21 protein-coding genes are annotated in these 26,634 nt (G+C 62.5%); 15 read left to right on the top strand and 6 right to left on the bottom strand.

Annotated elements, in window-relative coordinates:
- Positions 1-25: 25 nt before the first annotated feature.
- The 4 genes from EVC45_RS17820 to EVC45_RS17835 all read left to right on the top strand — a co-directional run bounded on the left by EVC45_RS17820 (position 26) and on the right by EVC45_RS17835 (position 5,345).
- Entirely contained in the window at positions 26-1,483 is a 1,458-nt protein-coding gene (locus EVC45_RS17820) for a serine/threonine-protein kinase (protein ID WP_168991495.1), read from the top strand.
- A gap of 67 nt (positions 1,484-1,550) precedes the next feature.
- Entirely contained in the window at positions 1,551-2,306 is a 756-nt protein-coding gene (locus EVC45_RS17825; RefSeq protein ID WP_129959305.1) for a glucose 1-dehydrogenase, read from the top strand.
- Positions 2,307-2,433: 127 nt separating this feature from the next.
- Positions 2,434-4,854 (top strand): glycoside hydrolase family 104 protein, encoded by a 2,421-nt coding sequence (locus tag EVC45_RS17830; protein WP_248295171.1) that lies wholly within the window; start codon positions 2,434-2,436, stop codon positions 4,852-4,854.
- The gene (locus tag EVC45_RS17835; protein ID WP_129959257.1) at positions 4,851-5,345 is read left to right on the top strand and encodes a hypothetical protein; all 495 of its coding nucleotides are present in this window, start codon (positions 4,851-4,853) and stop codon (positions 5,343-5,345) included. Before EVC45_RS17830 ends, EVC45_RS17835 begins: the two co-directional genes overlap by 4 nt.
- 297 nt (positions 5,346-5,642) lie before the next feature.
- On the opposite strand, the gene EVC45_RS17845 is transcribed toward EVC45_RS17835, so the two are convergent.
- Entirely contained in the window at positions 5,643-7,403 is a 1,761-nt protein-coding gene (locus tag EVC45_RS17845; RefSeq protein WP_248295172.1) for a tannase/feruloyl esterase family alpha/beta hydrolase, read from the bottom strand.
- A 59-nt stretch (positions 7,404-7,462) separates the two neighbouring features.
- Complete coding sequence (locus EVC45_RS17850; protein ID WP_129959258.1) at positions 7,463-7,660, bottom strand: hypothetical protein; 198 nt, start codon at positions 7,658-7,660, stop codon at positions 7,463-7,465.
- 217 nt (positions 7,661-7,877) lie between these two features.
- On the opposite strand from EVC45_RS17850, the gene EVC45_RS17855 reads away from it, so the two are divergent.
- The 9 genes from EVC45_RS17855 (at position 7,878) to EVC45_RS17895 (ending at position 14,674) form a co-directional block, all read left to right on the top strand.
- Positions 7,878-8,633, top strand: coding sequence for a hypothetical protein (locus EVC45_RS17855; protein WP_129959259.1), 756 nt, complete (start codon positions 7,878-7,880; stop codon positions 8,631-8,633).
- Between the two features lie 170 nt (positions 8,634-8,803).
- On the top strand, positions 8,804-9,124 hold the full coding sequence (locus EVC45_RS17860) for a DUF4148 domain-containing protein (RefSeq protein ID WP_129959260.1): 321 nt from the start codon (positions 8,804-8,806) through the stop codon (positions 9,122-9,124).
- Between the two features lie 197 nt (positions 9,125-9,321).
- Complete coding sequence (locus tag EVC45_RS17865) at positions 9,322-10,272, top strand: ketopantoate reductase family protein (RefSeq protein ID WP_129959261.1); 951 nt, start codon at positions 9,322-9,324, stop codon at positions 10,270-10,272.
- Complete coding sequence (locus tag EVC45_RS17870) at positions 10,269-10,661, top strand: VOC family protein (RefSeq protein ID WP_129959262.1); 393 nt, start codon at positions 10,269-10,271, stop codon at positions 10,659-10,661. The genes EVC45_RS17865 and EVC45_RS17870 overlap by 4 nt, the downstream gene beginning before the upstream one ends.
- 2 nt (positions 10,662-10,663) lie before the next feature.
- Positions 10,664-11,125: a MaoC family dehydratase gene (locus tag EVC45_RS17875; RefSeq protein WP_129959263.1), complete on the top strand. Its 462-nt coding sequence runs from the start codon at positions 10,664-10,666 to the stop codon at positions 11,123-11,125.
- A complete protein-coding gene (locus EVC45_RS17880; protein ID WP_129959264.1) occupies positions 11,125-12,345 on the top strand; it encodes a CaiB/BaiF CoA-transferase family protein in 1,221 nt (406 codons plus the stop codon). Before EVC45_RS17875 ends, EVC45_RS17880 begins: the two co-directional genes overlap by 1 nt.
- A complete protein-coding gene (gene aroE, locus EVC45_RS17885) occupies positions 12,345-13,178 on the top strand; it encodes a shikimate dehydrogenase (RefSeq protein ID WP_129959265.1) in 834 nt (277 codons plus the stop codon). Before EVC45_RS17880 ends, aroE begins: the two co-directional genes overlap by 1 nt.
- A gap of 49 nt (positions 13,179-13,227) precedes the next feature.
- Positions 13,228-13,665, top strand: a complete 438-nt coding sequence (gene aroQ, locus EVC45_RS17890; protein ID WP_129959307.1) for a type II 3-dehydroquinate dehydratase — start codon at positions 13,228-13,230, stop codon at positions 13,663-13,665.
- A 97-nt stretch (positions 13,666-13,762) separates the two neighbouring features.
- Positions 13,763-14,674 carry a LysR family transcriptional regulator gene (locus EVC45_RS17895; protein WP_129959266.1) on the top strand — a complete coding sequence of 304 codons (912 nt, stop codon included), beginning with the start codon at positions 13,763-13,765 and terminating at the stop codon, positions 14,672-14,674.
- On the opposite strand, the gene EVC45_RS17900 is transcribed toward EVC45_RS17895, so the two are convergent.
- From EVC45_RS17900 to EVC45_RS17915, 4 genes are all read right to left on the bottom strand, one after another.
- Positions 14,655-17,051: an EAL domain-containing protein gene (locus EVC45_RS17900; protein ID WP_129959267.1), complete on the bottom strand. Its 2,397-nt coding sequence runs from the start codon at positions 17,049-17,051 to the stop codon at positions 14,655-14,657. The genes EVC45_RS17895 and EVC45_RS17900 overlap by 20 nt on opposite strands.
- A gap of 145 nt (positions 17,052-17,196) precedes the next feature.
- Complete coding sequence (locus EVC45_RS17905; protein ID WP_129959268.1) at positions 17,197-18,558, bottom strand: metallophosphoesterase; 1,362 nt, start codon at positions 18,556-18,558, stop codon at positions 17,197-17,199.
- A 168-nt stretch (positions 18,559-18,726) separates the two neighbouring features.
- Positions 18,727-20,019, bottom strand: coding sequence for an NRAMP family divalent metal transporter (locus EVC45_RS17910; protein WP_129959269.1), 1,293 nt, complete (start codon positions 20,017-20,019; stop codon positions 18,727-18,729).
- A 231-nt stretch (positions 20,020-20,250) separates the two neighbouring features.
- The gene (locus tag EVC45_RS17915; RefSeq protein ID WP_129959270.1) at positions 20,251-21,087 is read right to left on the bottom strand and encodes a class II glutamine amidotransferase; all 837 of its coding nucleotides are present in this window, start codon (positions 21,085-21,087) and stop codon (positions 20,251-20,253) included.
- Positions 21,088-21,334: 247 nt separating this feature from the next.
- Between EVC45_RS17915 and EVC45_RS17920 the strand changes: the two genes are divergently transcribed.
- Together EVC45_RS17920 and narH are read left to right on the top strand one after the other, a co-directional pair.
- On the top strand, positions 21,335-25,111 hold the full coding sequence (locus tag EVC45_RS17920; protein ID WP_129959271.1) for a nitrate reductase subunit alpha: 3,777 nt from the start codon (positions 21,335-21,337) through the stop codon (positions 25,109-25,111).
- On the top strand, positions 25,108-26,634 hold the full coding sequence (gene narH / locus EVC45_RS17925) for a nitrate reductase subunit beta (RefSeq protein WP_129959272.1): 1,527 nt from the start codon (positions 25,108-25,110) through the stop codon (positions 26,632-26,634). Before EVC45_RS17920 ends, narH begins: the two co-directional genes overlap by 4 nt.

Consider the following 26,634-nt stretch of genomic DNA (forward strand, 5'->3'; position numbering starts at 1 on the left):
CATGCGGCCCTCGATCGGAACGCGAATGAGTAACGAAGCAACGCCTGCGCAGATTGGCAAGTACCGTATCGACCGTGTGCTGGGCACGGGAGCCATGGGCGTCGTCTATCTCGCGTTCGACCCGCACCTCGAACGACCGGTGGCGCTGAAAACCGTGCGTCGCGAACTGCTCGCCAGCGAGGACCGCAGCGGCGACATGCTGCAGCGTTTTCGCAACGAGGCGCGCGCGGCCGGTCGGCTCGCGCATCCGAACATCGTCACGGTCCACGATTTCGGCGAAGACGGCGACACGGCCTACATCGTGATGGAGTACGTCGCCGGACATGGCCTCGATACCTTGCTGGTGCCGGGCCACCCGCTGCCGCTGTCCGAGGCATTTCACTGGCTTGCGCAACTGCTCGCGGCGCTCGCGTATGCGCATGAAGCCGGCGTCGTGCATCGCGACATCAAGCCTGCGAATCTGCTCGTCACGGCGGCGGGGTTGCTGAAGGTCGCCGATTTTGGCGTCGCGCGCGTCGGCTCAGCCGCGACTTCGTCCGGGTGGATGATCGGCACGCCGAGCTACATGTCGCCCGAGCAGTTCGAGGGCGCATCCGTCGATGCCCGTGCGGACCTGTTCTCGGCCGGCGTCGTGCTGTACCGGATGCTGACCGGCCGTCAGCCGTTCGTCGGCTCGCCGGCGACCATCAGGCAGAAGGTCATCAAAGATACGCCGGCCCGGCCCTCGGAAATCGTCTCCGTGTTGCCGCCGGCGCTCGACGCGATGGTCGCCCGGGCGCTTGCGAGGCGCCCGGAAGACCGCTTCGATTCGGCCGCGCAATGGCTCGCGAGCTTGAGGTCGTTGGCCGCCTCAACGGCCGCGGCCGACGATGACCGGACCATCGTGACGCCGTCCGCCTATTTGTCCGCGTCCTCGTTCTCGCCGGCGCTTGCGACGGGCGGCGGCAACCCACCCATGCCTGTGCCTTCGGCGCCGCAGGGTTGGCCGCCTGAGGTGCTCGCGCGCATCGAACGCCAACTCGCGATCCATATGGGCCCGCTCGCGAGTCTGCTGGTGCGACGCGCGGCCACCCAGGCGAACGACCTGCCGGCGCTCGGCGCGCAACTGGCGGCGGTGTTGCCGGACACGGCACGGCTCGAATTCGAGCGGGCGTTCGCACGCTTGACGGCCGGCTTGCCCGAGATGTCGATGATCACGTCGGCAGCGCCGGGCGCGCGTGCCGCGACGGCCACGGCAAAGGTATCGGCTGTCTCGCCGGCGACCGCCACAGGCACGCCAACGGCCAGTGCGATCGATCAGGCCAGCATCGATGCCGTCGCCGTCAAACTGGCCGTCTATCTGGGCCCGATCGCGAAGATGATCGCCACTCGCGAGGCGCGGCATGCCGCGAATTTCGACGAGTTCGTGCAGCGGATCGAAGCGTGCATCACCGACGCCGAGCAGCGCCGTCGATTCAGGCACGATGTCGATTCATCCGGTTAGCGTCACGAATCGAACGCTGCCACACGAGTTTATAAAGGGGGTAAGGAAGTTGAACCACGGTCTGCAGATGTTCGACCTAAGCGGGCGTCGCGCGCTCGTCACCGGATCGAGTACCGGTATCGGTTATGCGTTGGCACAGGGACTGGCGGGCGCCGGTGCCGAAGTCGTGCTGAACGGCCGCAACGAAGCGCGCCTCGCGGAAGCGGTGAGCCGTCTGCGCGACGCGGGGGCGAACGTGCATGGGCGATGTTTCGACGTGACCGCTCCCGAAGCGGTGGAAGCGGCGGTGGCGCAGATCGAACGCGAGATCGGCGCGATCGATATCCTCGTGAACAACGCCGGTATGCAGCGTCGCGCGCCGCTCGAGCAGTTCTCGCACGCGCAATGGGAACAGCTGATGAAGACCAACGTGGATAGCGTGTTTCTGGTCGGACAGGCGGTCGCGCGGCACATGATCGCGCGCAAGCGCGGCAAGATCATCAACATCTGCTCGGTGCAAAGCGAACTGGGCCGGCCCAACATCGCCGCTTACACCGCGAGCAAAGGCGCGGTGAAGATGCTGACGAAAGGCATGGCGATCGATTGGGGTCAGCATGGCATCCAGGTCAATGGCCTCGGCCCCGGCTACATCAAGACGGAGCTGACCGAGGCGCTCGTCGACGATGAAGCCTTCAGCAACTGGCTGGTCAATCGCACGCCATCGCGGCGTTGGGGCGATGTGCAGGATCTGGTCGGCGCCGCGATCTTCCTCGCGAGCGGCGCGTCGGACTTCGTCAATGGTCACATTCTTTACGTCGATGGCGGCGTGACGGCCACGCTTTGATCGATCCAATTCGCGAATTCTCTTTCTGACAATTGTTTGCATAAATTCAGAGCGCGACGTATTGGTGCTGACGTTCGACCCGTCATAAGGTAGTGCGTCCTCATTTACGCACGAGCGCACCGAACCTATGGCGAGCAAACCGGCACCGCATCACCCGCAGACGTCACAAGCTCCCGCGCTCAAACAACTGGCATTTACTTTTCCCTTTCTGCGGAAGACGCAAGGCAATGCCGGTGCATCCGTCCGGTTCACCGACGAGCACGAGATCTACCGGCTTCTCGCCGCGAGCGAGCCGTCCGGCGCGTATCTCGTCAGCCGCAAGGGTATGTGGCACGGCGGCATTCACATCACGGAGGCGGGCGCGGGAAAGGCGCTCGACCTCGACGCGGGACTACGCTGCATCGCGGACGGCGTGCTGATCGCTTATCGCGCCAACCGGGACTACCCGGTGAGCGAAGTGGCGCTGGGCAGTAGCAACGCACCGTTTGAGGCACCCTACAGTACGGGCTTCGCCCTGGTGCGGCACGAGATGGAGTTTCCGCGCGGCACGAAGCTGACGTTCTACAGCCTGTACATGCACCTGATGTCCAACGCCGACTACGACAGCAACTTCCCGAAGCGGCAGAAACCGGCGTACTGGTCGCGGCAGCGGCGGGTGACGGAGTTTGCGCAGGACAGGCCGCAGCCGGGTCGCAGTGGGCAGGTTGCGGATCTTTCACAGGTGGGTTTGCATGTGCGCAGGACGCTGAACGGCTCTATCGTTGGCATCCTGCCGCAGGGTGCAAGCGTCAGCATCGGCAAGACCGAAACGGTGCATGGTGCAACGTGGGGCCAGCTAACGGACCTGAATGGAGCAACGCTGTATGCGCCTGAGGCGGGCGGCTATGTTGAGCCCTCCTTGGCCGTGAACGGCTGGATTTACCTGGGCGCGCAGAATGGTGGCCCGGTAGCGAAAGAGAGCATCCCCGAGTCGATGTTCGACCGGGTAATCCTCACAACGGATCAGGCATGCAAGGCGAGCGATCCACAGGGAACGGGAGGCGGCGTCCCGATCAAGGCGGGCGACCTGATCGGCCACCTGGGCCGTTATGACTCGCTCAGCGAGTGTTCGAGTGGAACCCGGATGGCGCATATCGAGGTGTTCTGCGACGAGGGTATCAAGCCGTTCATCAAGGCGGGGCGCGCCTGGGTGAACACGCACGTCGAGGACACGCCAGCGGTCACGAACCAGTGGAATGATCTGGGCGTGTCGCCGGAACCAACCATTCTGCGCGTGAACCGGGGGACGAAGCTCTACCAGACGCACGCCAACGGGCAACCCGGCAAGGACCCGAAACAGACCGATGTGATTCAGGTTTATCAGTTTGCCGCGCTCCCCCAGGATGACGGTGACCTGTTCATGGAAAAAGATCCGGGCAACGACGGGACCCAACGGCGCTGGTGGAAAGTGGACAGCGCGGACGCGCTACGCAATCCGATTAGCGGATGGGTGCGCGAGCAGAGCTTCGAAGGCGGGCGTGTGACTCGCGAGAATGCGCAAAGCTGGATCGATTTCGTGTGCCACGACGAGGACCACGATCCGACGCACACCATCTTTACGACCACTGGCGATTACGTGGACTATGCGCTTGGCAGGGATATGCCCGGCGCGGGTTCCCTTGGCAGACTCAGCCCGCTTATGGGCGCCATATACCGCGTGCTCTATCCGACCGGCGACGGCCCGCACGCGGCGGACGACCTTTGCAATATTGGACAAAGCGTCCACGGCTCAGGATTTCCGTGGGCCGCGTTTCGCGCGTCGCGCCTCATTCCGAAGCACGAAAGCGAATGGGCCAACCCGACGAAGTGGCAGGCGCTGGTCAGTGCAATCGAGGAGCGCACCGGGCCGAAGGCCGAGCATGAAGAGGAAAAAAAGCGTATCGCGAAGCTCGTGTGGTGGGACGAGGTGGCGGCCCGCGTCCCCGGCTTCCCTCGCCCCAATGTCTATCACATCAATCCGATTGGGCTGGTGGGGAATTTCTCGAGTTCCTCAACATCATTAAGCCTTGCGGAAGCGCGCGTGAGAGCTTTGCTGAGAGTTATTCGCGTTGGTGAGGGAACGTCAACGGACAGGGGTTACACGACCCTCTACGGAGGTGGGACATTTCAGGGCTTTGCAGATCATCCGAGAAAGAAAATCACCGCTGGGAAATATACCTCCACCGCGGCCGGAGCGTATCAAATACTGGAAGGGACGTGGGATGGGCTCGTGAGCAAAAAACAATATTCAAATTTTGACCCTGAGAGCCAGGACAGGGCCGCCGTTCAATTGCTAATGACACGGCATGTGTTAAACCCTATCATCGACGGCGATCTTTGGACTGCCATACTCGGATCAGGAGGGAAGGCTGAAGGGACGAATAAGGAATGGGCTAGTCAACCGGATTCGCCCTATGGACAACCGGTAATGACAATGGATAGGGCCAGTAAATTGTTCGCAGAGTATCTCGAAGATGAACTGCGCGGCCATACTACTTTGACTGTTCCTCAGGGAGAGTTGTTAAAATGATAAAGAAAATTGCATTCTTCTCTGTTCTACCTTCTTTGATGCTTGCCTTCGCGGTCCCCTGTCACGCGACCGGGGACGTGGTTTTGCACTCAAAATACGGCGATATCGCTAGCAAACTCGAGGGGAGATGGTCGCCGGACTGTGACAATTTGGAGGGCATAAAAATAGATGGCCACCTTAAGGCGAAAATTACTGTCAATTCAAATCAAATTGTCATTAATTCTTTCTTGAAAGAGGGTGATAAAAAGGACGGACTTGTTGGAGTATATCTTGAGTCTCCGCTGGATCTTGGGCGAGGTGGTATGAATCTCGATTGGGATCATTTCTCGAGGGATCATCGAATCGCTGCTATAAAAATCGAGAATGAAAGTGATGTTATTTTTAATTGGAATGGATTTTACGTTGGCAAAGCTAAAAAATATCAATGGGTGAGTGAGCCGGATTTTTATGGCGATAGTGGAAAGATTAATTTTCATAGATGTGACAATTAAAAGATCTTGATCCATTTGCCTTGGCGGTCGACATGCCGCTCACGCCTCCCTCATCGGGCGGCGCTGTTCCAGCAAGTCGGTTCGATGATAGGCCGCCTTAACCTTGTTCGAGACGATATGCGCGAGCGCCCGCTCGGCAAGGTCGCGGCTGTAGCCATTTTCTGAGGCCCAATCTCTCTTTTGGGCAACTGCTACACCAGCGTTCGCAAACAGCCCACCGCGCCGCAATCATGAGCGGCGCGATGACTTCTTTCAGACTTTGGATGGAGAGGCCCACAAGCCTCTCCATGACTTGCTTCACTGCACGCAGGTAAACGACGCCGCGCTGTTCACATCCCCCGCGCCGTTATAGCTGGGCCACGCCGGATACTGACACAGCGGCCGCGTGCGTCCCGGTACACCCGCGGTGTCGGTGACCACCTGATGCACTGGCGGCGTGCCGTGCTCGACCCAGTTCTCCAGCGTCGTCAGCGAGTCCCACGACGCATTGAACTCGGTGCCGACCGCGTGCTGCAACCCCGGGATCTCATAGAAGCGCGCGAACGACCCGACCGCGCGGAAGCCCATCGTCACCAGCATGCGCTGCCAGTAGATCTCGGTCGCCCGTGTGCTGACGGTCTGATCGACGGTGCCGTGCGCCATCAGCAACTTGCCGCCGTGCCGCATGTACGGCGTCAGGTTCGCGTCTGTCGCGTCGAGCCCCGACAGCATGCTGACCCGCCCGGACCATCGGCCGGCTATTGCCGGGTTGTATGTCAGCGAGTCGGCGTTCGGGTTGTCCATCACCGTGTAGCGAACGAAGTCGTCGGCGATCTGGCCGTCGAACATCGCGGTGCTCTGCAGCGGATACGACGGCTGCGTCGTGCCGAGCGCGAGCGTCGTGACCGTTGCTTCGAGCGGTGAACTGCTGCCCACCCCGAGATCGGCGCCATACACGTTATAGCCCGGATACTGTGTTTCGCCGCTTTCGAGCGGGTACGCAAACACGAGCGGCGTGTTCATCGTGTTCAGCGCCTCGATCTGCCGGTCCGACAGGCACGTGTCGCCGCGCGCGATACCGCCGGCGCAACGCAAAGGCTTGCCGTCGACGCGGGCCGTCGCCGGGTTGAACGTCGCATTGCACGCCTGCACGTTGCTGATGAGTCCGTCGACGACGCCGTCGAGCCCGTCGCAAGCCTGCATCACCGCGTTGAGCAGCAGCGCGCGCTGCGCGGTGTCGACATAAGCGCCCGGCGCCGCGAAGCCTTCGGTCACGCGCAATTGCTGCAGGCTCAGCGTCGTAAAGTCATACGCGGGATAGAACGCGATGATGCCGTCCCAGTCCTGCGGCCAGCGCTGCGCGACGGTCAGCGCCTCGCGCCCGCCCGTCGAGCCGCCCGCGAAATACGCCTTGGACGGATGCGTGCCGTAATGCGCGTCGATGATCTCGAGCGACGCATCGTGCGTCTTCTTCAGCGCTTCGCCCATGAAGTTGTCGTAGGCCTCGGCGTTGACCGAGAACGCGCCGTTCACCCCACCGTTCGTCGCCTCGTGCCCGGAATCGCTCGCGAACACCGCGTAGCCGCGCGACAGCGGTCCCGGCAGATCGGCCGGTGCGCTCGGCACGTTACCCGTGATCGCGGGAATCGAGCCGTCGAAGCCGCCGCCGCCGAGCATCAGGATCTTGCCGTTCCACTGGTCCGGCAACGCGACGTTGAACAGGATGTCCGGTGCGGACGGATCGACAGGATGAATCGCGCCGGCCACGAGGCAGTACGACCCGGTAGCCGTCGCGCCGCTGCCGCTCGCCGCTACCTGGGTGGTCGAGGTGACGAGCGCGCCTGTCGTCGGCAGACCGATCTCGTGGGCGCGGATGGTCATTCCGTTCAGATTCGGACAGCTGAGTTTCGATCGAGGCGGTGGCTCGTGCTTTTTGCATGCGTCGCCATGGCATCGGTCTGCCGGCGAATCCGCGTACGCGCCGTGGCTCCACATCGCGCACAGACCCAGCACACAGCACGCCCCCACCCACGACGGCACGCGCCCACGCGCGCGCCCCAACTCTCTGCTCAAGTTCATCGCCGTGTCTCCTTCCAATGAGGCCTGGAGACGGCACCGGACGTCGCGGCATCAGCCTCCTATGCCGCGGCGTACCCATGACCTTTGACCTTTATTGTTTTTGTCAACAGCGCGGTCACCGCTTGCGCAACGTTACCTGGCGCGTTGCGCGCAATACCGCCCGACACCGCATATCCGAACCAGCTTTCGATTTGGTAAAAGTCTTTCATCGGCCTGTCGATGTGGTTCCGGTCGGCCAGAATCAACCAATCATTCATAGTCGCTAACTCGCGCAATACACGCCGAATCGTCAACGCGGGCACGCCAGAGTGTCGTGCGCGCTCGAAACGATCAGGGCGCGTGAGTCGAATCGGGAATAACCACCGCATCCGCGCGGTCTTGCAGGTAAGACTGACAGTGGAGAGGTGATCAAATGAACATCGTAAATATGGCGTTCGCACGGCACACGACGCGCGACACCAGCGGGTCGTTGTCATGACGGTGCGGATGCAAGCCGTGCTGCGTCGGCTGCAACTCGGCTCCGGCGTGGTGTTGCTGGTCTACCTCTTTCTCCATCTGCTCAACCACGCGCTCGGAATCTGGTCGCTCGAACTCGCCGGGCGTGGTCTGGTCCTGGCGCTGTGGCTCTGGCGCAGTGCGCCTGGAACCATCGCGTTGTACGGGGCGGCCGCGCTGCATTTTGCGCTCGCGCTGCGCACCATCTACGCGCGCCGTCACTGGGCGTTGCCTCCGGCTGAATGGGTGCGTTTGTGGGCAGGACTGAGCCTGCCGCTGCTGTTGATCCGTCATGCGGTGACGACCCGGCTCGCGTCGTCGCTCTATGGCTTCGAACCGGACTACGAGCGCGTCGTTATCCAGTTGCTGACGACAGGTACGCAAGGCTTGCAGCTTGCGCTGCTCGCACCCGGATGGATACACGGATGCCTCGGGCTCTGGTTTCGGCTGCGTCACTACCCATGGGCGCTTCGCATGAAGCCTGTGCTGTTGACATGGGTGATCGTGCTGCCTTTGCTGTCGGCGGCGGGCTTTGTCCGGATGATGCGAACCGTCGAAGCGAAGCGTGCGATCCTCGGGGCTCCCGATCCCAAACTGATTGCGCATCAGCTCGCGCTGAATGGCTGGCGTCACGATCTCGTGGCCTTGTATCTGGCGCTCATCGTCGGCGCGTTCGTCGCGGGTCAATTGCGCAACGGCATCGAACGCCGGAGATTGCGTGGAAGTTCTATTTAGGCGTCCGGAAGTATTTTTCTCGTCACAGTGCTCTTAGACCCAAAGATCGGGAATATCCAACGACAAAACTCCGTCTACCAGATGTGCATCGCGTAACACTCACGCTCTACATGACGGTCCGCGGTGATTGCAGATGCGCGAATACATCTTCAGGTCAAAAGGAGTACATCATGAAATCCGAATCGTTGAATCAATACGCGGTTTCCCCGCTGCTGAGCCTCGTGTTCGTTGGTGCGATGTCGATCGCGAGTTCGGCAAACGTGAATGCGCAAACCATGTCGGAGCCCGCGCCTCATCAAGTCACGCGCGCGGAGGTCATGCACCAACTCGAAGAGCTGGAAGCGGCCGGCTACAACCCGTCACAGGGCGATGATGGTTCGTATCCGGCGGATATTCAGGCCGCGGAAGCGAAGGTGGCCGCCATGCATCGAGCGGAAAGAGCCGCGGCGACGAGCACGGGACAGAGCGGAGAGATGGTGCGCACGCACTGAGGGGAAAAGCGGGAGCCGGAACGGTATCCCGCTGCTGTGCGCAGTGATGTCCATGGCGTTGACCGCTGAGCCAAAAACATGGATCAATCGGCGCTGGCTCACCGCATCATTGCAATACGCAATGATGCTATTGCGTTCATTGCATTGCCAGCATGAGGTCGGAATCGTATCTTGGTCTCCATATCACGGAGACACCTATGAAGATCGCATTCCTGGGAGCCGGCGCGTTGGGTTGCGCGATCGGCTCCGCCCTGACTGAGGGCGGCCACGAGACGTGGCTGGTCGACCGCTTTGCCGCACACGTCGAAGCCATGCGTCGCGACGGCCTGCTAGTCGACGATGCCAATGGCTCACGTCGCGTGAAAGTCCGCGCGACGATGAACCCCGTCGAAGTAGGACCGGTGGACCTCGTCATCGTGCTGGTCAAGTCCTTTCACACCGATTCGGCCATGCGCGGGGCGCTCGAACTCGTCGGACCCGACACGCTCGTGTTGTCACTGCAAAACGGTCTCGGCCACGAAGACGTGCTCAGCGAAATCGTCGGTCGGGAGCGCGTGCTGGCGGGCAAGACCTATGTCGGCGGCGTGCTGAAGGCGCCCGGACACATCCAGTCGGGCGTGCATGGAAAGCTGACGATCATCGGCGAGCTCGACGGTCAGGTGACCGACCGGGTCCGCGCCATCTCCGACGCGTTCAACGGCTCCGGTCTGATGACCACGGTCAGCGACAACATCCTGGGCACGATGTGGGACAAGTTGCTGATCAACGTCGCGACGGGCGCGATCACCGGTATCACCGGCCTGACGTATGGGCAACTGTACGAAGAGCCCGTTCTGAAGGCCACCGCATTGGCGGCGATCGAAGAAGCGATGGCAGCCGCAAAGGCCGCCGGCATCCAGCTATCGATGACGAAAGCGGAAGAAGCCTGGACGCTGGCCGCCGAAGGACTCTCCCCCGCATTCAAGACCTCGATGCTGCAGAGCCTCGAAAAGTCCTCCGTCACCGAAATCGACTTCATCAACGGCGCGGTTGTGCGTTGGGGCGAGCGCCTCGGTGTGCCGACGCCGGTGAACTCGACGCTCGTGGCCTGCATCAAGGGCATCGAGCGCGCGCTGCTGGACCGCCAGAAAGAAGGAGCCGCAGCATGAGCGCGCCGAAGGCCTATCTGGAGCACGTCGCCATCTGGGTGAAGGACATCCACTGGCATATCCGCTTCTTCGAGCAGGTGCTCGGCATGACGATGCGCGAAGTCGACGGCCCGCGCGAGGAGCCGCGTCAGTACTGGACCCTTGGTGGACTGCAGTTCATCAGCGAGCCGCGCTTTGAAGGTCCTGAGGGCCGCCTGGGTCATCTCGGCGTGATGTGCGAAGACCTCGAGGCCGCGCTCGCGGCGGCGCAAGCGTTCGGTGTCAGCGAAATGCCGCAAGGGCGCAACTGGCTGCGTCTGCCCGATGGGCTTGCCGTCGAACTGATTCAGGCCAAACCCGCCACGTGCGTCGCACAAGCGCTGGCAATCAATCCACGCGCGGAGGCGTAAGCATGAGCACCATCATCGAAAAGTACTGGGACGACGCAAAGGAAGGCGACGAGTGCGTGAGCCCGACCTACACCGTCACGAAAGAACGCATCCTGGCCTACGCCGACCTCACGGGAGATCACACGCCGGTGCATGTCGACGAGGAATATGCCAACGCGAGCCATTTCGGTTCGATCGTCGCGCACGGCCTGTTCGGCCTGTCGATTGCCGATGGCCTGAAGACGCGCAGCGACTATCGCTTCCTGCCCGGCATGTCGCTCGGCTGGACGTGGGACTTTCTGCTGCCCATTAAGGTCAATGACGTGCTGCATGTGAAGTTCCGCGTGGGCAACATGCGGGCGAGCAAGAGTCGTCCGGGCTGGGGCATCGTCGTGCTGCCGTCGGAGTTGATCAATCAGGACGGCCAGGTCGTCCAGCGCGGCGAACATCGTTTGATGATCCCGCGCCGTCCGGGAGCGAACTGATGCAAGCCCGTCCCCTCGAAGGTATTCGCGTCGTCGACTACAGCCACTTTCTCGCCGGTCCTTATGTGGGCCGCTGCCTCGCGGCGCTCGGCGCCGAAGTCATCAAGGTCGAGCGTCCGGGAAGCGGTGACGCAGGACGCCAGCACGCGACGATTCTCGACGACCAGCAAAGCGCCTATTTCCTGCAGCTCAATATGGGCAAGCGCGGCGTGAGCGTCGACATGAAAGATCCGCGCGGCAAGGAGTTCATGCAGCGTCTTTGCGATTCCGCCGATGTGTTCATCGAGAACTATCGACCGGGTGCGCTGGACAAGCTCGGCCTCGGCTACGCCGCGCTGTCCGAGCGCAATCCGGGCCTCGTGTACTGCTCGATTTCGGCGTACGGCCATACCGGACCCGACGCGCATCGCGCCGGTTTCGGGCTGATCGCCGAGGCGAAGAGCGGCATCATGCAGATGATCGGCAATCCCGGCGAACCGCCGCCGCTGATGCGCATTTCACTCGGCGATATGTACACCGGCATTCACGCGGTTGCCGCGATCAACGCCGCGCTGCTCGGCCGCGTGAAGAGCGGTCGCGGCCAGCACATCGACATGGCGTTGTACGACACGCTGGTGTCGATGCACGAATACGCGGTGCAGTGCTACACAATGCAGGGTGTCGTTCCCGAGCAGACCGGCCACGACATGCCGACGTCGACGTTGTACGGCGTGTTTCGCGCGGCCGATGGCGATCTCGTGATCGCCGCGCAGGTCGATGACTCGTGGAAGCGGTTCGCGTCGCTCGTCGAACAGCATGGCGGTCCGGCCGGCTTCGGCGTCGACTCGAGGTTCCACACTCTGAACGGGCGCAACGCCCATCGCGAGGAAATCCTTGCCGTCGTGAAGCCGTGGGTTGCCGCCAGGCCTGTCGCTGAAGTGCTGGCGCTGCTCGACGGTGTCGACGTGCCTTGCGCAAAAGTGCAGCGCATCGACGAAGTGGTTGCCGATCCGCAGATCGTCGCGCGTGGCATGGTGATCGAGCAGGACCATCCGCGCTTCGGAAAGCTGCGTCTGCCGAACCTGCCGTTCCGCTTCTCCGACTGCGACACGTCGATCCGCGAAGTCGGCCCTGACCTCGGTCAGCACAATGTGGAAGTCGCGCAGTCGCTCGGCTTCGACGCCGCGCAGATCGACGCGATGCAGTCGCAGGGCGTGTTGTATTCGAAAAGGAGTGCGTGATGAGCGACCAATACGCGGTGATCGGCAATCCGATCGGGCACACGAAATCCCCGCTGATTCACGGGCTGTTTGCGAAGGAGACGGGGCAGGACATCACCTACTCGGCGATCGAAGGCCCGATCGAGCCCGCCGACGGCTTCGCCGAGACCGTCAGAACGTTTATCGCCGCAGGCGGCAAGGGCATGAACGTCACCGCGCCGTTCAAGCTGCAAGCGTTCGCGCTTGCCGACGAGCGCAGCGAACGGGCCGCGCTCGCCGGTGCCGTCAACGCGATGAAGTTCGAGAACGGCCGGATCATTGCCGAGAACTTCGACGGCGTTGGCCTCGTGCGCGACATTGAAGTGAACCTCGGTCAGCCGATGGCGGGCAAGCGGGTGCTCGTGCTGGGCGCGGGCGGGGCGGTGCGGGGCGCGTTGCTGCCGTTCATCGCGGCGCGGCCGGCGCAACTCGTCGTCGTGAATCGGGATGTGCGCAAGGCCGAGGCGCTGGTCGCGCAAGTGACAAGCAGCAGCCCATTGATCGCCTGCGGCTACCAGGAACTCGACCATATGGGGGAATTCGATCTCGTCGTGAACGCGACTTCGGCGAGCCTCACCGGTCAGTTGCCTGCCATTCCACCGGGCGTGTTCAGTCCGGGCGGAACCGCGTACGAACTCGCGTATGGAAAGGGGCTCACGCCGTTTTTGCGGCTCGCGCGAAATGCGGGTGTGCAGGGCATCGCCGACGGCGTCGGCATGCTCGTCGAGCAGGCCGCCGAAGCGTTCGAGTGGTGGCGCGGCGTTCGTCCGCAGACGCACGCGATCATCGACCGGCTGACCGTTCCGCTCAACTGACCCACGCGGGCGGACGCCCGCCTGTTTCCAACCAGTCTGGATCAACATGATGAAACAGTTTCTGATGCTGCACGGCATCAACCACAACATGTTCGGCAAACGCGATCCCATACAGTACGGGACGGTCACTCTCGAAGACATCGACGCTCGACTGCGGACTCTAGCCGACGAACTGGGCGTTGCAGTGCAAAGCTACCAGACGAACAGCGAAGGCGACATGTGTCTGCGGATTCACCAGGCTTTCACGGACGACGTCGACGGTGTGCTGATCAACGCGGGCGCGTGGACGCACTACAGTTACGGTATTCGCGATGCGCTGGCGATCTTGACCGTACCCGTGATCGAGATTCACATGTCCAACATTCATGCTCGCGAAGCGTTCCGCCACAAGTCGGTTTTCGCGGAGATCGTGAAAGGGCAGATTTGCGGTTTCGGTATCGAAAGCTATCTGCTCGGACTGCGGGCGGCCGTATCTGCCGCTGCCTGAGAATCGCCGACGAGCAGTGACGCGCGCCGTACTGGATGTCCGTCCATGGACGTAATGCAATGGCTACAATGGCGATATTGCACCCGACAATACAGCCATGAGTACCACCGACCTCCCGGACCTCAAGCTGCTTCAGCTTTTCGACCTGCTTTACGACGTGCGAAGTGTCACGCGAGTCGCTGAGCAACTTGGGCAAAGTCAGCCGACGGTCAGCATCTGGCTGGGTCGCTTGCGCGAGCATTTGCAGGACCCACTGTTCATCCGCACGCCGGGCGGCATGACGCCCACGCCGCAGGCGGACGCGCTGATCGGACCGTGCAGGGAAATTCTGGAATCGCTGCGTCGGTTCGCTGCGTGGGAGATCTCTTTCGATCCCGCCACCGCCAAACGGCGGTTCCGTATTTGCATGACGGACGCGAGCCACATTACGCTGCTGCCGCGAATGTTGGCGCATTTGCGGGCGCAGGCGCCAGGCGTTCGGCTGGAAGCGGCAAGGATCGACGGCAATACGGAGCGGGCGCTCGAATCCGGCGAGGCCGATCTTGCGATCGGGCACGTCCCATGGCTCGGGGGCGGTATGTACCAGCAACAGCTGTATCTGCAGGACTGGGTGTGCCTTGCCAACGGCAATCATCCCCGCGTGCGGGCGCGGCTGAGTTTGAAGCAATACAGTACCGAGGGGCACGTCGTCATTGCGGCTGGCACGGGCGCCCAACTGCTCGAACAGGCGTTGTTGCGCGAGCATATCGAACGCGACGTCGTGCTTGAATTGCCCGGATTCCTCGGGCTCGGATCAATCATCAAGTCGACCGATCTGATCGCCACCTTGCCGCGCCACATCGGCGAAACGCTGGCGCGGACCAATGGCGTCGCGGTGCATTCGTGTCCTTTCCCGGTGGACAAGTTCGCGGTGCGCCAGCACTGGCACGCGAAGTACCATCACGAAGCCGGCAATCGCTGGCTGCGCTCGGTCGTCGCCGATCTGTTTCTCAGTAGGGACAGCAGCTAGCTGCTCCTGCCGCGGACAAGGGCACGGCGCTTTCGCAGAGCGCGAGATTCTCCGCCTGCATCGGCCTCGTCAAAAAGAACCCTTGCACGTAGTCGCAGCCCGCGTCGCGCAGCGCATGCAGCTGTTGATTCGTTTCGACACCTTCGGCCGTCACCTCGATGCCGAGTTCGTGCGACATCTGAATGATGCCCCGGACGATCGACGCGGCCGCCGAGTCGCGGCTCAGCCTGGCCGTAAACGACCGGTCGATCTTAACGATGTCCGGCGAAAAATCTGCCAGATAACGCAGGCTGGAGTACCCCGTGCCAAAGTCGTCGATGGCAATGCGCACGCCAAGGCGCTTGAGCGCCATCAGCGTGTCTTGCGCGAGAGAGGGGTCTTCCATCAGCGCGCTTTCGGTCAGTTCGATCTGAAGGCAGCCCGGCGGCACCCGATGTTTTCGCAGCGCCTGGTCGACGATCGCGACAAGCGAGTCATCCCTCAACTGACGCGCGGACACGTTCACCGACATGGACAGCTCTGTTCTTCCGGCGGACTGCCAGACGGCCAGTTGAGCGAGGGCCGCGTCCACGACCCACGCGCCGACTTCGACGATGAACCCGCTCTCTTCCAGGATCGGGATGAAGCTGCCGGGAGGGACGATGCCTCGCGCCGGATGATTCCAGCGGACGAGTGCTTCGACGCCTTTCACCGCCAGAGAGGCTGGCTCATGAATACCTTGGAAATGGAGCACGAACTGGTTCGACGCCAGCGCCGTGGGCAGACTGCACTCCAGTTCGAAATCTCCGAGCACGTCGCTGGATGCTTCGTCGGCGAAGCGAAAGCCGTTGCGACCGCCTTTTTTCGCCGCATACATCGCGACATCCGCGCTCGTCAGCAGCGCCTCGTGATCGCGGCCGTGTTCGGGAAAGATCGAGATGCCGATCGACGCCGTCACGAACGGCGCGGCGTGGTCTTTGCGAACGTCGCTCGAGAACAGGTTCAGAAGAGACTGTGCCAACGCCGCCAATGTGGCCTTGTCGCTCGCACCCCTGACGATGACCGCGAACTCGTCTCCGCCGAGGCGCGCTACGCAGGCATCCGGCGGAAGCGCGCCTTGGATGACCTTGGCGATGTCCTGTAACAGACGGTCAGCGGCCGTATGGCCGAGCGTATCGTTGAGGACCTTGAAGCGGTCGAGGTCGACGAACATCAGACCGAACGCGAGGTTCTGCCTGCAGAGCGCCTTCATCTGGCGGATCAGCGCACCGCGGTTGGCCAAACCCGTCAGCCCGTCGGTGTAGGCGAGATGGTCGAGCGCCGCGAGGCGTTCCTGTTCCAGCGTGATGTCCTCGCTGACACCGACGATGCGCACCACGTTCGCGAAGCCGTCGCACACGGGATAGGCGGTGCTTCTGATCCAGCGCAGGCAGCCATCCGGGCGGCGGATGCGGTATTCGAAGCGACCTTCCGACACTTCGGATGAGATGCGGTTCATCTCGGCGAGCAAAGGCTCCAGATCCTCTGGCACCACCAGATCGAGCCATGCGGAAGGTCTGTTGCTGAGCTCTTGAGGCGTAATGCCGAACACGCTTTCGACACCTGCGCTGACATGATGACAGTGTTCAAAATGGGAGCTATACGAATAGAACACGAGCCGGACATGCAGCTCCATCTCATGCATCAGCTCATCGCGTTCGCGTAGTCTCTTCAACAGCTCGGATTGCTGGGTGACGTCCTCCGAAGCACAAAGCAGCGCGGTCACCACGCCGTCGTCGCCAGGCACTGGCGTGAGGGTGGAGTTCCACCATTTGGTACGCCCCTTCGTCGTCGCGCAGCTTCCGGTGAACGATGTGCTCTTGCCCGAAGCGGCGCCCGTCAATGCATTCTCGGCCGCCGTGCGGTCCTCGCCGGTCCAGAATGCGAGCCAGTCCGCGCCGCAGAGTTGCTCCGGTGACTCCGCGTCCATCAACAGGGCGCCGTGCTCCGACACCCGCAGCATTCTTCCGTCCGTGGCGAGCACCTTCAGGCAGTCGCGATTCGCGTGCAGAAGCCCGCTCGCCAGTGCGGTGGCGGCAGTTTGCCGGGCGTGATCAACGCCCAGTTTTCGACGGACTATCGCGAGGCCTGCGATGCCCGACACCATCGACAAGGCAACGCGCAGGGTAGTCGCCGCTTCGCTGGCCGCCTGATGCACCAGCGCACCGACGCCAACGCCGGCAACGACGGCAATGCAGAGACTCGTCAGCGGGATGGTTTTGCGTTGACCATAGCGCGACAGGAAATAGGAAAGAAACTGCTGGTTCCGGGCGGACCAACCATTGGCGTGGGCGTCTCGATCGACCCGGGACTCAGTCGGGCTGGTTTTTTTAGGGCACGAGGCCGCTTTGAATCTCACGCTGTTCTCCGACTACCTGGTTGAGCAACGGCTCGAACGCTGCGAGCCGCCTCACTTTGACTATTACGGTAGGAATTCGGAGATCTTTAATCCGCGCCGGGCGGGTACCGCGGAGCGCATGAGTTCAGGGCGGATTGCGTAGCCATCAGCCTTTGCGGGGCTTGATCTGCGTGAATTGCCGGATGCGTTCGGCAAGTGCGGGTATTCCCGAGTCGCGTGCGACGTAGTGCGCGACCTGCCGGGTGGCCAGATCGATGGTCACCTGATCGTCCGGGGTTTTCGTGTTGGGTCCGTCGATGGCGGGATGGTATTCGATACGCAGTTGCTTTGCGTTGGCGACAAGCCGCAAATACCCGTAGTTACGGTCGTCGTAGCTTTCAAGGACAACTGCATCCGTGTCTTTCGATGCGGCCTGGATCAGTTGCGGCGCCCGAAGCGGCGGCTGTCCGTTGGTGGTGAGCGGCTGCACTTCGTGACCGCCGTTCCCGCAAACGATGTAAGGGATATGTGTGCCGTCCGAACGGGTTCGCGTAAAGCGCTGATAGTTGTGCGCGTGTCCCGCGAGGTCGGCATGCGGCCAGATACCGACCTCATGGCAAATGGCATCGATCTGCCGTTGCATTTCGACGCTCCAGCCGTGACGGCCGCGCACCACATAGGGCGGATGGTGATGCGCGAACAGCAGGGCGCCTCGGTAGTTCTCTTTCTTGACCCGCAATAACGCCGCTTTCAGGAATTTCAGCTGGCTGTTGCCGATGTGACGGTCGGCAATGACGCCGGGGTCCTCCAGCGTATTGCTGTACAGCGCAATGATGCGCACGAACGGCGCCTCGAACGTGAAGAAAACGCCCGGCTGAATTTGTGCCGTGCGTGAAAGGTGGCCTGCATCGGCGGAGACCTGGAAGCAGTCGGAGCAGAAGTTCCTCAGAAACGCCTGCAGGCTCTTCTCATGTTCCAGCGGCGAAACCATTCCGTCGTGGTTGCCGGCAGCGGCGAGAATCGGCGCGTGATAGTTGCGGTACGGCTCGTAGAACTGATCGTAGTAGTACTGCGCTTCGCCAAAGCTGTAGACGATGTCACCCAGCAGAAAGTTGAATTGCGGCACCTCGGCGGGATCGGCTTCGTCGAAGTCGCTGACCATCTTGTCCGAGACTTGATTCTGGGTAGCCGGACCTTTGGTGCTGCCGCAATCGCCGGTGGCGTGAAAGACGATCTGTCCGCTCGCGCTGATCGTATCGAGGAGCGTCTGGTTGTTGTCCACCACCTCCGCGAACGACAGCCGGGGCTCGGTGCCGCCGCGCGGCGCAGGAAACGGCAGCGCCTTCAGCTTGTGCTCGCGGTTCAGTTCGTCGATGACCTTGTAGGCGGCGGCATCGGATGCGTGCCTGACCACGAAAGTTTGCGGGTCGGGCGTGGGTTGCGGTTGCGAGAAAACGGGCGCGGCGAGAATCCTGCCGTTGCGGTTGCCGCGCGCGGCTGACGATTCGTCTGAACGCTTCTTCGGCATGTGCAATCCTCCTTTAACGTCGAACGGGGACGGCCACGCGGTTGTCGGCAAACCGTCAGCATGTGACGGTGGTGTTGCTGGCCGGGTGCACGGTTCAGACGAATGTACAAGGAGGAAGTTCAGATCCGGTTGCCGTTGCGCAACCGGGTTCGCGGCAGCACGAATTGCTTACGACGGCACGAATACGCCCACTGCCGCTAGCGCCATCGCAAGCGTGGCGAGCCAGCCTCCCCAGGCCAGCACGCCCGTGACGGCGAACTGTCCCATGATCCGCCGGCTGCGGGCCATCAGCATCATGACGACCATGATCGGCACCGCGGTAACGCCATTGATCACCGCACTCCAGTACAGCGCGCGGATCGGGTCGAAATGCATGAAGGTGATGGCCACGCCGCCCAGGATGGCCAGCGCGATCACCGCATAGAATTCGCGCGCGAGCGTCAGTTGCAACGCGAGACTGCTGCGCCAGCGAAAGCTGCCCGCGGCGGCGTAGGCGGCCGAGCCGGCGAGGACCGGCAGCGCGAGCAGGCCGGTTCCGATGATGCCGAGCGCAAACAGGACGTAAGCAAATCGTCCGGCAAACGGCTCGAGCGCCCGCGCGGCATCGGCCGAGGTTTTCACGTCGATGTGATGCAGATGGAGCGTAGCGGCCGCCGTCAACATGATGAAGAATGCAACGAAGTTGGACACCCCCATGCCGACCCACGTATCGAAACGGATCCTGCGCAACTGTGCGGGCGCTTCGTGCGGGACGCGGCGCAACGGAGCCTGTTCCGGCGCCGAGCGCATTTCCTCGACTTCCTGCGACGCCTGCCAGAAGAACAGGTACGGACTGATCGTCGTACCGAGCACCGCCACCACCATCGTCAAATAGTCGGACGTCAGCGAGACGCGCGGCAACACGATGGCGCGTGCGACTTCACCCCAAGGGATCGGAACGATGAATGCGACCGCGACGTACGCCAGAAGCGATAGCGCGGTCCACTTCAGGATGCGCGCATAACTTTCGTAGGGGACGAAGATCTGCAGAACGACGGAAAGCAAACCGATGCCGACGACATAAACGTGCTGCGGACCGCCCAGCAGCAATCCGGCTGCGGCGCCCATCGCCGACAAATCGGCGGCGATGTTGATCACGTTTGCCACGACGAGCAGGCCGACCGCGCTGTATAGCAGCCATGCCGGATAATGCGCGCGCATGTTGGACGCGAGGCCCTTACCGGTCACCCGGCCAATCTGCGCGCTCACCAGCTGTATTGCGGTCATCAACGGATAGGTGATCAGGATCACCCACAGCAGATTGAACCCGAACTGTGCGCCGGCCTGCGAATAGGTGCCGATTCCGGATGGATCGTCATCCGCGGCGCCTGTGATCAGACCAGGCCCCAGCCGTTTGATCCAGGATCGCTCGACAGGGTCGCGAACCGCGGATTCCGGCTCGATCAATTTTTCGTCGCTCATAGATGTCACCTCGCGGCAACATTGAGCAAATTGCGGGCCCAGCGCGTTCGCACAAGCTTTAGCGAGCGGAAATGGGGATTTCCAGGCCGGAGCAACGAACCATGAACTGTGTCGGAAGAAACCGTCACTCGTGACGATTGCGGGACGACGTGGCCGACTCCATTCAAGCGGAATGGAGATTCGCTCCGCTATTTCAGAGCGCACGCGGTCCGCAACCGGACCGCGCGGAATTCAGCCATCGAGTTGCGGCTTGAACGCATACTGCCCAATCTCGCCGCCGCGCGCGACCACCGCGGTGCTCTCCGGAATTTCCTCCCACCACCCCGGCAAGTCCGCGAGCGGCTCGGACAGCACGAGGAACGCATTCTCGCCGGCCCTCATGATGCGCTCGTCGTCGGGATACAACTGGTGCAGATGACGGAACGACGTGCTGTGAAACAGCGAGCGCGACTGTCCTTCGCTCGAATAGCGGACCGCGACGATCTGCTCGCCGTCGGTCGCGCACACGGTCATGTTCAGCGGTTCAGCCACGCAATGCTGGCGCCCGGTGGCTTCGACGAAGCCGACCATCCGTTCGAGCGCGGTGACGGGCGCAAGCTCGAGCCCGAAGGTCAGCGCGAGAAAAAACATCACTTCGGAATCGGTCGAGCCTTCGATGGACGGGAACAGATCGGGGTCGATCTTCACCATCAGATCGCGGCGCACCTTCGGGAAGTCGCGCACCAGCCCGTTGTGCGCGAACAGCCAGCGGCCGTAGCGGAACGGATGACAGTTGGTTTCCTGCGACGGCGTGTCGGTGGCCGCGCGTATGTGCGCGACGAACAGCGGAGAGTGGATCGCCCGCGCGGCCTCGCGTAGATTGCGGTCGCTCCACGCCGGCTGGATGCAGCGGTAGCGAAACGGAATGTCGGTGGGATGTCCATACCAGCCGATGCCGAAACCGTCGCCATTGGTGGTGGTGGCACCGAGCCGCGAATGCATGCTCTGGTCGATCAGCGAATGCCGGGCGTTGAACAGCACGGTTTCGAGCTGAAGCGGATTGCCGGTATATGCGAGCCAGCGGCACATGATTGCTCTCCTGTCGGTTGCGCATCACAACCCTACACCAGTCGCGCGCGGCGATTGTAGGACCAAAGTCCGATTGAGGTAGATTTGATGCATGTCACCATTGACGTCGACCTTGAGTGCTAAGGTGCCTCCGTGCCGGGGCATCAAGGCAGCCCTCCAGGCACGAAGCGGACGTCAGCCGTAGTGGGTCCGTTTCAAATCCTTTCGCGACCTTGTGCCGACCCAATCTGATGGAGGCAGGACGCACATGAGCCACTTTCTGGACAGGTTACGTTACTTTACGGCCCCCCGTCCGCAGTTTTCGGATGGCCATGGTGCTGTCACAGATGAAGACCGGCAATGGGAGGATGCTTACCGCAAGCGCTGGCAGCACGACAAGATAGTTCGCTCCACTCATGGAGTGAATTGCACCGGGTCCTGCTCGTGGAAGATCTATGTCAAAGGCGGCATCGTCACGTGGGAAACGCAGCAGACGGACTATCCGCGCACCCGGCACGACATGCCCAATCACGAGCCGCGTGGATGCTCGCGAGGCGCATCCTATTCGTGGTACCTCTATAGCGCGAATCGCCTGAAATATCCGCTGGTGCGCAGCGCGCTCGTCAAGCTGTGGCGCGAGCGCCGCGCTTCGCTGGATCCCGTGCAAGCCTGGCAGTCGATCGTCGAGGACCAGGCGGCGCGGCGCGGCTATCAGAGCCGCCGGGGCCTTGGCGGCTTCATTCGCTCCACATGGGACGAAGTCAACGAAATCGTCGCGGCCGCCAACGTATATACGGTCAAGCATCACGGACCCGATCGGGTGATCGGCTTCTCGCCGATCCCGGCGATGTCGATGGTGTCGTACGCGGCGGGCTCGCGTTATCTATCGCTGATCGGCGGCGTTTGCCTGAGTTTCTACGACTGGTATTGCGACCTGCCGCCCGCTTCGCCGCAGACCTGGGGCGAGCAGACCGACGTGCCGGAATCGGCGGACTGGTACAACTCCACGTTCATCATGATGTGGGGGTCGAACGTCCCGCAGACCCGCACGCCGGACGCGCATTTCATGACCGAGGTGCGCTACAAGGGCGCCAAGATCGTCTCCATCTTTCCCGACTACGCGGAAGGCGCCAAGTTCGGCGACATCTGGCTGCACCCGAAGCAAGGCACCGACGCGGCACTCGCGCTCGCGATGGGCCACGTGATCCTGAAGGAGTTCCACCTGGCCGGCAAAAGCGACTACTTCGTCGACTACTGCCGGCGTTTCACCGACATGCCGTGTCTGGTGCGCCTCGTGCCGCATGGCGACGCCTACGTGCCCGAACGGCTCGCGCGCGCGTCGGACTTCGACGACGGGCTCGGTCAGGCCAACAATCCCGAGTGGAAGACCGTGACGATCGACTCGGCGAGCAATGCGTTCGTCGTGCCGGTCGGCTCGGTGGGTTTTCGCTGGGGACAAAAGGAAGGCGAGGACCAGGGCAAATGGAACCTGAAGTCCGAAGCGGCTACGGGTGAGTCGGTCACGCCAAGGCTTTCGCTCGCCGATGCGCACGATGACGTGGTCAACGTGCTGTTCCCATACTTCGGCAATATCGAGCACCCGCATTTCCATCACACCACCCATGCGTCGCAACTGTCGCGCAGGATCGGCGTACGCAAGATCGCCACGCGCAACGGCGAGATGCTCGTCGCCACGGTCCACGACCTCTTCGTTGCCAACTATGGACTCGACCAGGGGCTCGGCGGCGAGGATATCGCAACCGGCTACGACGACGATGTGCCGTACACACCGGCATGGCAGGAAGCGATCACGGGCGTCAAGCGCGCGGACGTGATCTCGGTGGCGCGCCAGTTCGCGGAGAACGCGCACAAGACCCAGGGCAAGTCGATGGTGATCATCGGCGCCGGGATCAATCACTGGTTCCACATGGACATGTCGTATCGCGCGATCATGAACATGCTGATCATGTGCGGCTGCATCGGCAAGTCGGGCGGCGGCTGGTCACACTACGTCGGGCAGGAAAAACTGCGCCCGCAAACGGGTTGGACCGCGCTCGCGTTCGCGCTGGACTGGCACCGTCCGCCGCGTCATATGAATGCGACGTCGTTCTTCTACGCGCATACCGACCAGTGGCGCTACGACCCGATGAACCCCACGGCGCTGCTGTCGCCGCTGGCGGACCCGAGCCGCTTTCATGGCGCGCCGATCGACTACAACGTGCGCGCCGAGCGCATGGGGTGGCTGCCGTCCGCGCCGCAACTGGCGGTCAACCCGCTCGATTACGGGCGGGCGCTGAACGACCCGGCGCAGGCGGCGACCACGGTCGTGCGCGATCTGCGATCGGGCAGCCTGCGCATGTCCTGCGAGGACCCCGACCATCCGGTCAATTTCCCGCGCAACCTGTTCGTGTGGCGCTCGAACCTGCTGGGCTCGTCGGGCAAGGGGCACGAATATTTTCTGAAGCATCTGCTCGGCACGACCAACGCCGTGCAGGGCGAGGAAGTGGTGAAGTCCGGGCACCCGCGTCCCGAAGAGATCGCATGGCACGACGAGGCGCCGCGCGGCAAGCTGGACCTGCTGGTCACGCTCGATTTCCGCATGTCGACCACCTGCATGTATTCCGACGTCGTGCTGCCGACCGCGACGTGGTACGAAAAGGACGATATGAACACGTCCGACATGCACCCGTTCATTCACCCGCTGTCGGCCGCCGTCGATCCGGCCTGGCAGTCGAAAAGCGACTGGGAGATCTTCAAGGGCATCGCAAAGCGGTTCTCGGAGTTGAGCGAGGGCCAGCTCGGTGTCGAGCGCGACATCGTGCTCGCGCCGATCGCGCATGACAGTCCGGCCGAACTCGCGCAGCCGTTCGACGTGCAGGACTGGAAACGCGGCGAATGCGAACCGGTGCCCGGCAAGACCATGCCCTCGGTGCTGGTGGTCGAGCGCGACTACCCCGGCACCTACGCGAAGTTCACCTCGCTCGGGCCGTTGATGGACAAGCTCGGCAACGGCGGCAAGGGCGTCAGCTGGGACACGAAGGACGAAGTCGCGATGCTCGGCGACCTCAACTACCGGGTCGCCGAAACGGGCTGCGCGAAGGGACGTCCGCGCATCGACACGGCGCTCGACGCCGCCGAGGTAATCCTGTCGCTCGCGCCGGAGACCAACGGCGCGGTGGCCGTCAAAGCATGGGACGCGCTCTCCGCGATGACCGGGATCGAACACGAGCACCTGGCCGATGCCCGTGCCGACGAAAAAATCCGCTTTCGCGACATCCAGGCGCAGCCGCGCAAGATCATCTCGTCGCCGACGTGGAGCGGTATCGAATCGGAGCATGTGTCGTACAACGCGGGCTATACCAACGTGCACGAGCTGATTCCGTGGCGCACGCTGAGCGGCCGCCAGCAGCTCTATCAGGATCACCTGTGGATGCGCGCGTTCGGCGAGTCGTTGTGCGTCTACAAGCCGCCGATCGAAACCGGCAGCTACGAGCACATGGCGGGGGCGCGCTCGAACGGCAACCCGGAGATCGTGCTGAACTTCATCACGCCGCACCAGAAGTGGGGCATCCACAGCACCTACACCGACAACCTGCTGATGCTGACGCTGTCGCGCGGCGGGCCGATCGTGTGGCTCTCGGAAGCCGACGCGAAGGCGATCGGCGTGGTCGATAACGACTGGATCGAGTGCTACAACTCGAACGGCGCGCTGTGCGCGCGCGCCGTGGTCAGCCAGCGCGTGCCGCGCGGCATGGTGATGATGTATCACGCGCAGGAAAAGATCGTGAACACGCCCGGCTCGGAGATTACCGGCACCCGCGGCGGCATTCACAACTCGGTCACCCGCGTGGCGCTGAAACCGACGCATATGATCGGCGGCTATGCGCAGCTCGCGTATGGCTTCAACTACTACGGCACGGTGGGCTCCAACCGCGACGAGTTCCTGATCGTGCGCAAGATGAAGCAGATCGACTGGCTCGACGACACCCCGCCGCTCACGATGAGCCCGCCTGTCCAGCCAGTGCGGCAAGGAGAAGCCTCATGAAAGTGCGCGCGCAGATCGCAATGGTGCTGAACCTCGACAAGTGCATCGGCTGCCATACGTGCTCGGTGACCTGCAAGAACGTCTGGACGAGCCGCGAGGGCATGGAATACGCGTGGTTCAACAACGTGGAGACCAAACCAGGTATCGGCTACCCGAAGGACTGGGAGAACCAGGAGCGCTGGCGCGGCGGCTGGACGCGCCGCAGCGACGGCAAGATCGAGCCGCGTCAGGGCAACAAGTGGCGGCTGCTGGCCAAGATCTTCGCCAATCCGCATTTACCGGAGATCGACGACTACTACGAGCCCTTCACCTTCGACTACGCGAACCTGCAGGATTCGGGCGATACGAAAGCGATGCCGGTGGCGCGGCCGCGCTCGCTGATCAGCGGCGAGCGGCTCGAGAAGATCGAATGGGGGCCGAACTGGGAGGAGATCCTCGGCGGCGAGTTCGAGAAACGCTCGAAAGACTACAACTTCGAGAACGTGCAGAAGGACATCTACGGGCAGTTCGAAAACACCTTCATGATGTACCTGCCGCGACTGTGCGAGCACTGTCTGAATCCGAGCTGTGTCGCGTCGTGTCCCTCCGGCTCGATCTACAAGCGCGAAGAGGACGGCATCGTGCTGATCGATCAGGACAAGTGCCGCGGCTGGCGGATGTGCGTGTCCGGCTGCCCGTACAAGAAGATCTACTTCAACTGGCAGACCGGCAAGGCGGAGAAGTGCATCTTCTGCTATCCGCGCATCGAAGTCGGACAGCCTACGGTCTGCTCGGAAACCTGTGTGGGCCGCATCCGCTATCTGGGCGTGCTGCTTTACGACGCGGATCGCATCAGCGAGGCCGCCAGCGTCGAAGACGAACGCGACCTGTATGAAGCGCAGCTGTCGGTGTTTCTCAATCCGCACGATCCGCGGGTCATCGCCCAGGCCGAGCGCGATGGCGTGCCGGCCGCGTGGATCGAAGGCGCGCAGCGCTCGCCGATCTACAAGATGGCGATCGACTGGAAAATCGCCTTCCCGTTGCATCCGGAATTCCGCACGTTGCCGATGGTGTGGTACGTGCCGCCGCTGTCGCCGATCAACGCGGCGGCCAACAGCGGCGAGCTCGGCATGAACGGCTATTTGCCCGATGTCGACGCGCTGCGCATCCCGCTGCGTTATCTCGCCAACCTGCTGACCGCCGGCAAGGAAGAGCCCGTCAAGCTGGCGCTCGAACGGCTGCTGGCCATGCGCGCCTTCATGCGCTCGCGCCATGTCGATCAGATCGAGGTGCCCGGCGTGCTGACCCAGGCCGGCTTGACGGTCCCCCAGGTGGAGGACATGTACCGCTATCTGGCGATCGCCAACTACGAAGACCGCTTCGTGATTCCGACCACGCATCGCGAGTATGCGGAAGATGCGTTCGACCTGCGTTCGTCGTGCGGCTTCTCGTTCGGCAACGGCTGTTCGGACGGCAAGTCGGAACTGAGCCTGTTCAGCACGAAGAAAGGCCGCCGCACGATCCCCATCCGGCAGGAGCCTTGA

Origin of the sequence: Paraburkholderia sp. UYCP14C, from assembly GCF_004197395.1 — a bacterium.
Taxonomy (GTDB): Bacteria; Pseudomonadota; Gammaproteobacteria; order Burkholderiales; family Burkholderiaceae; genus Paraburkholderia.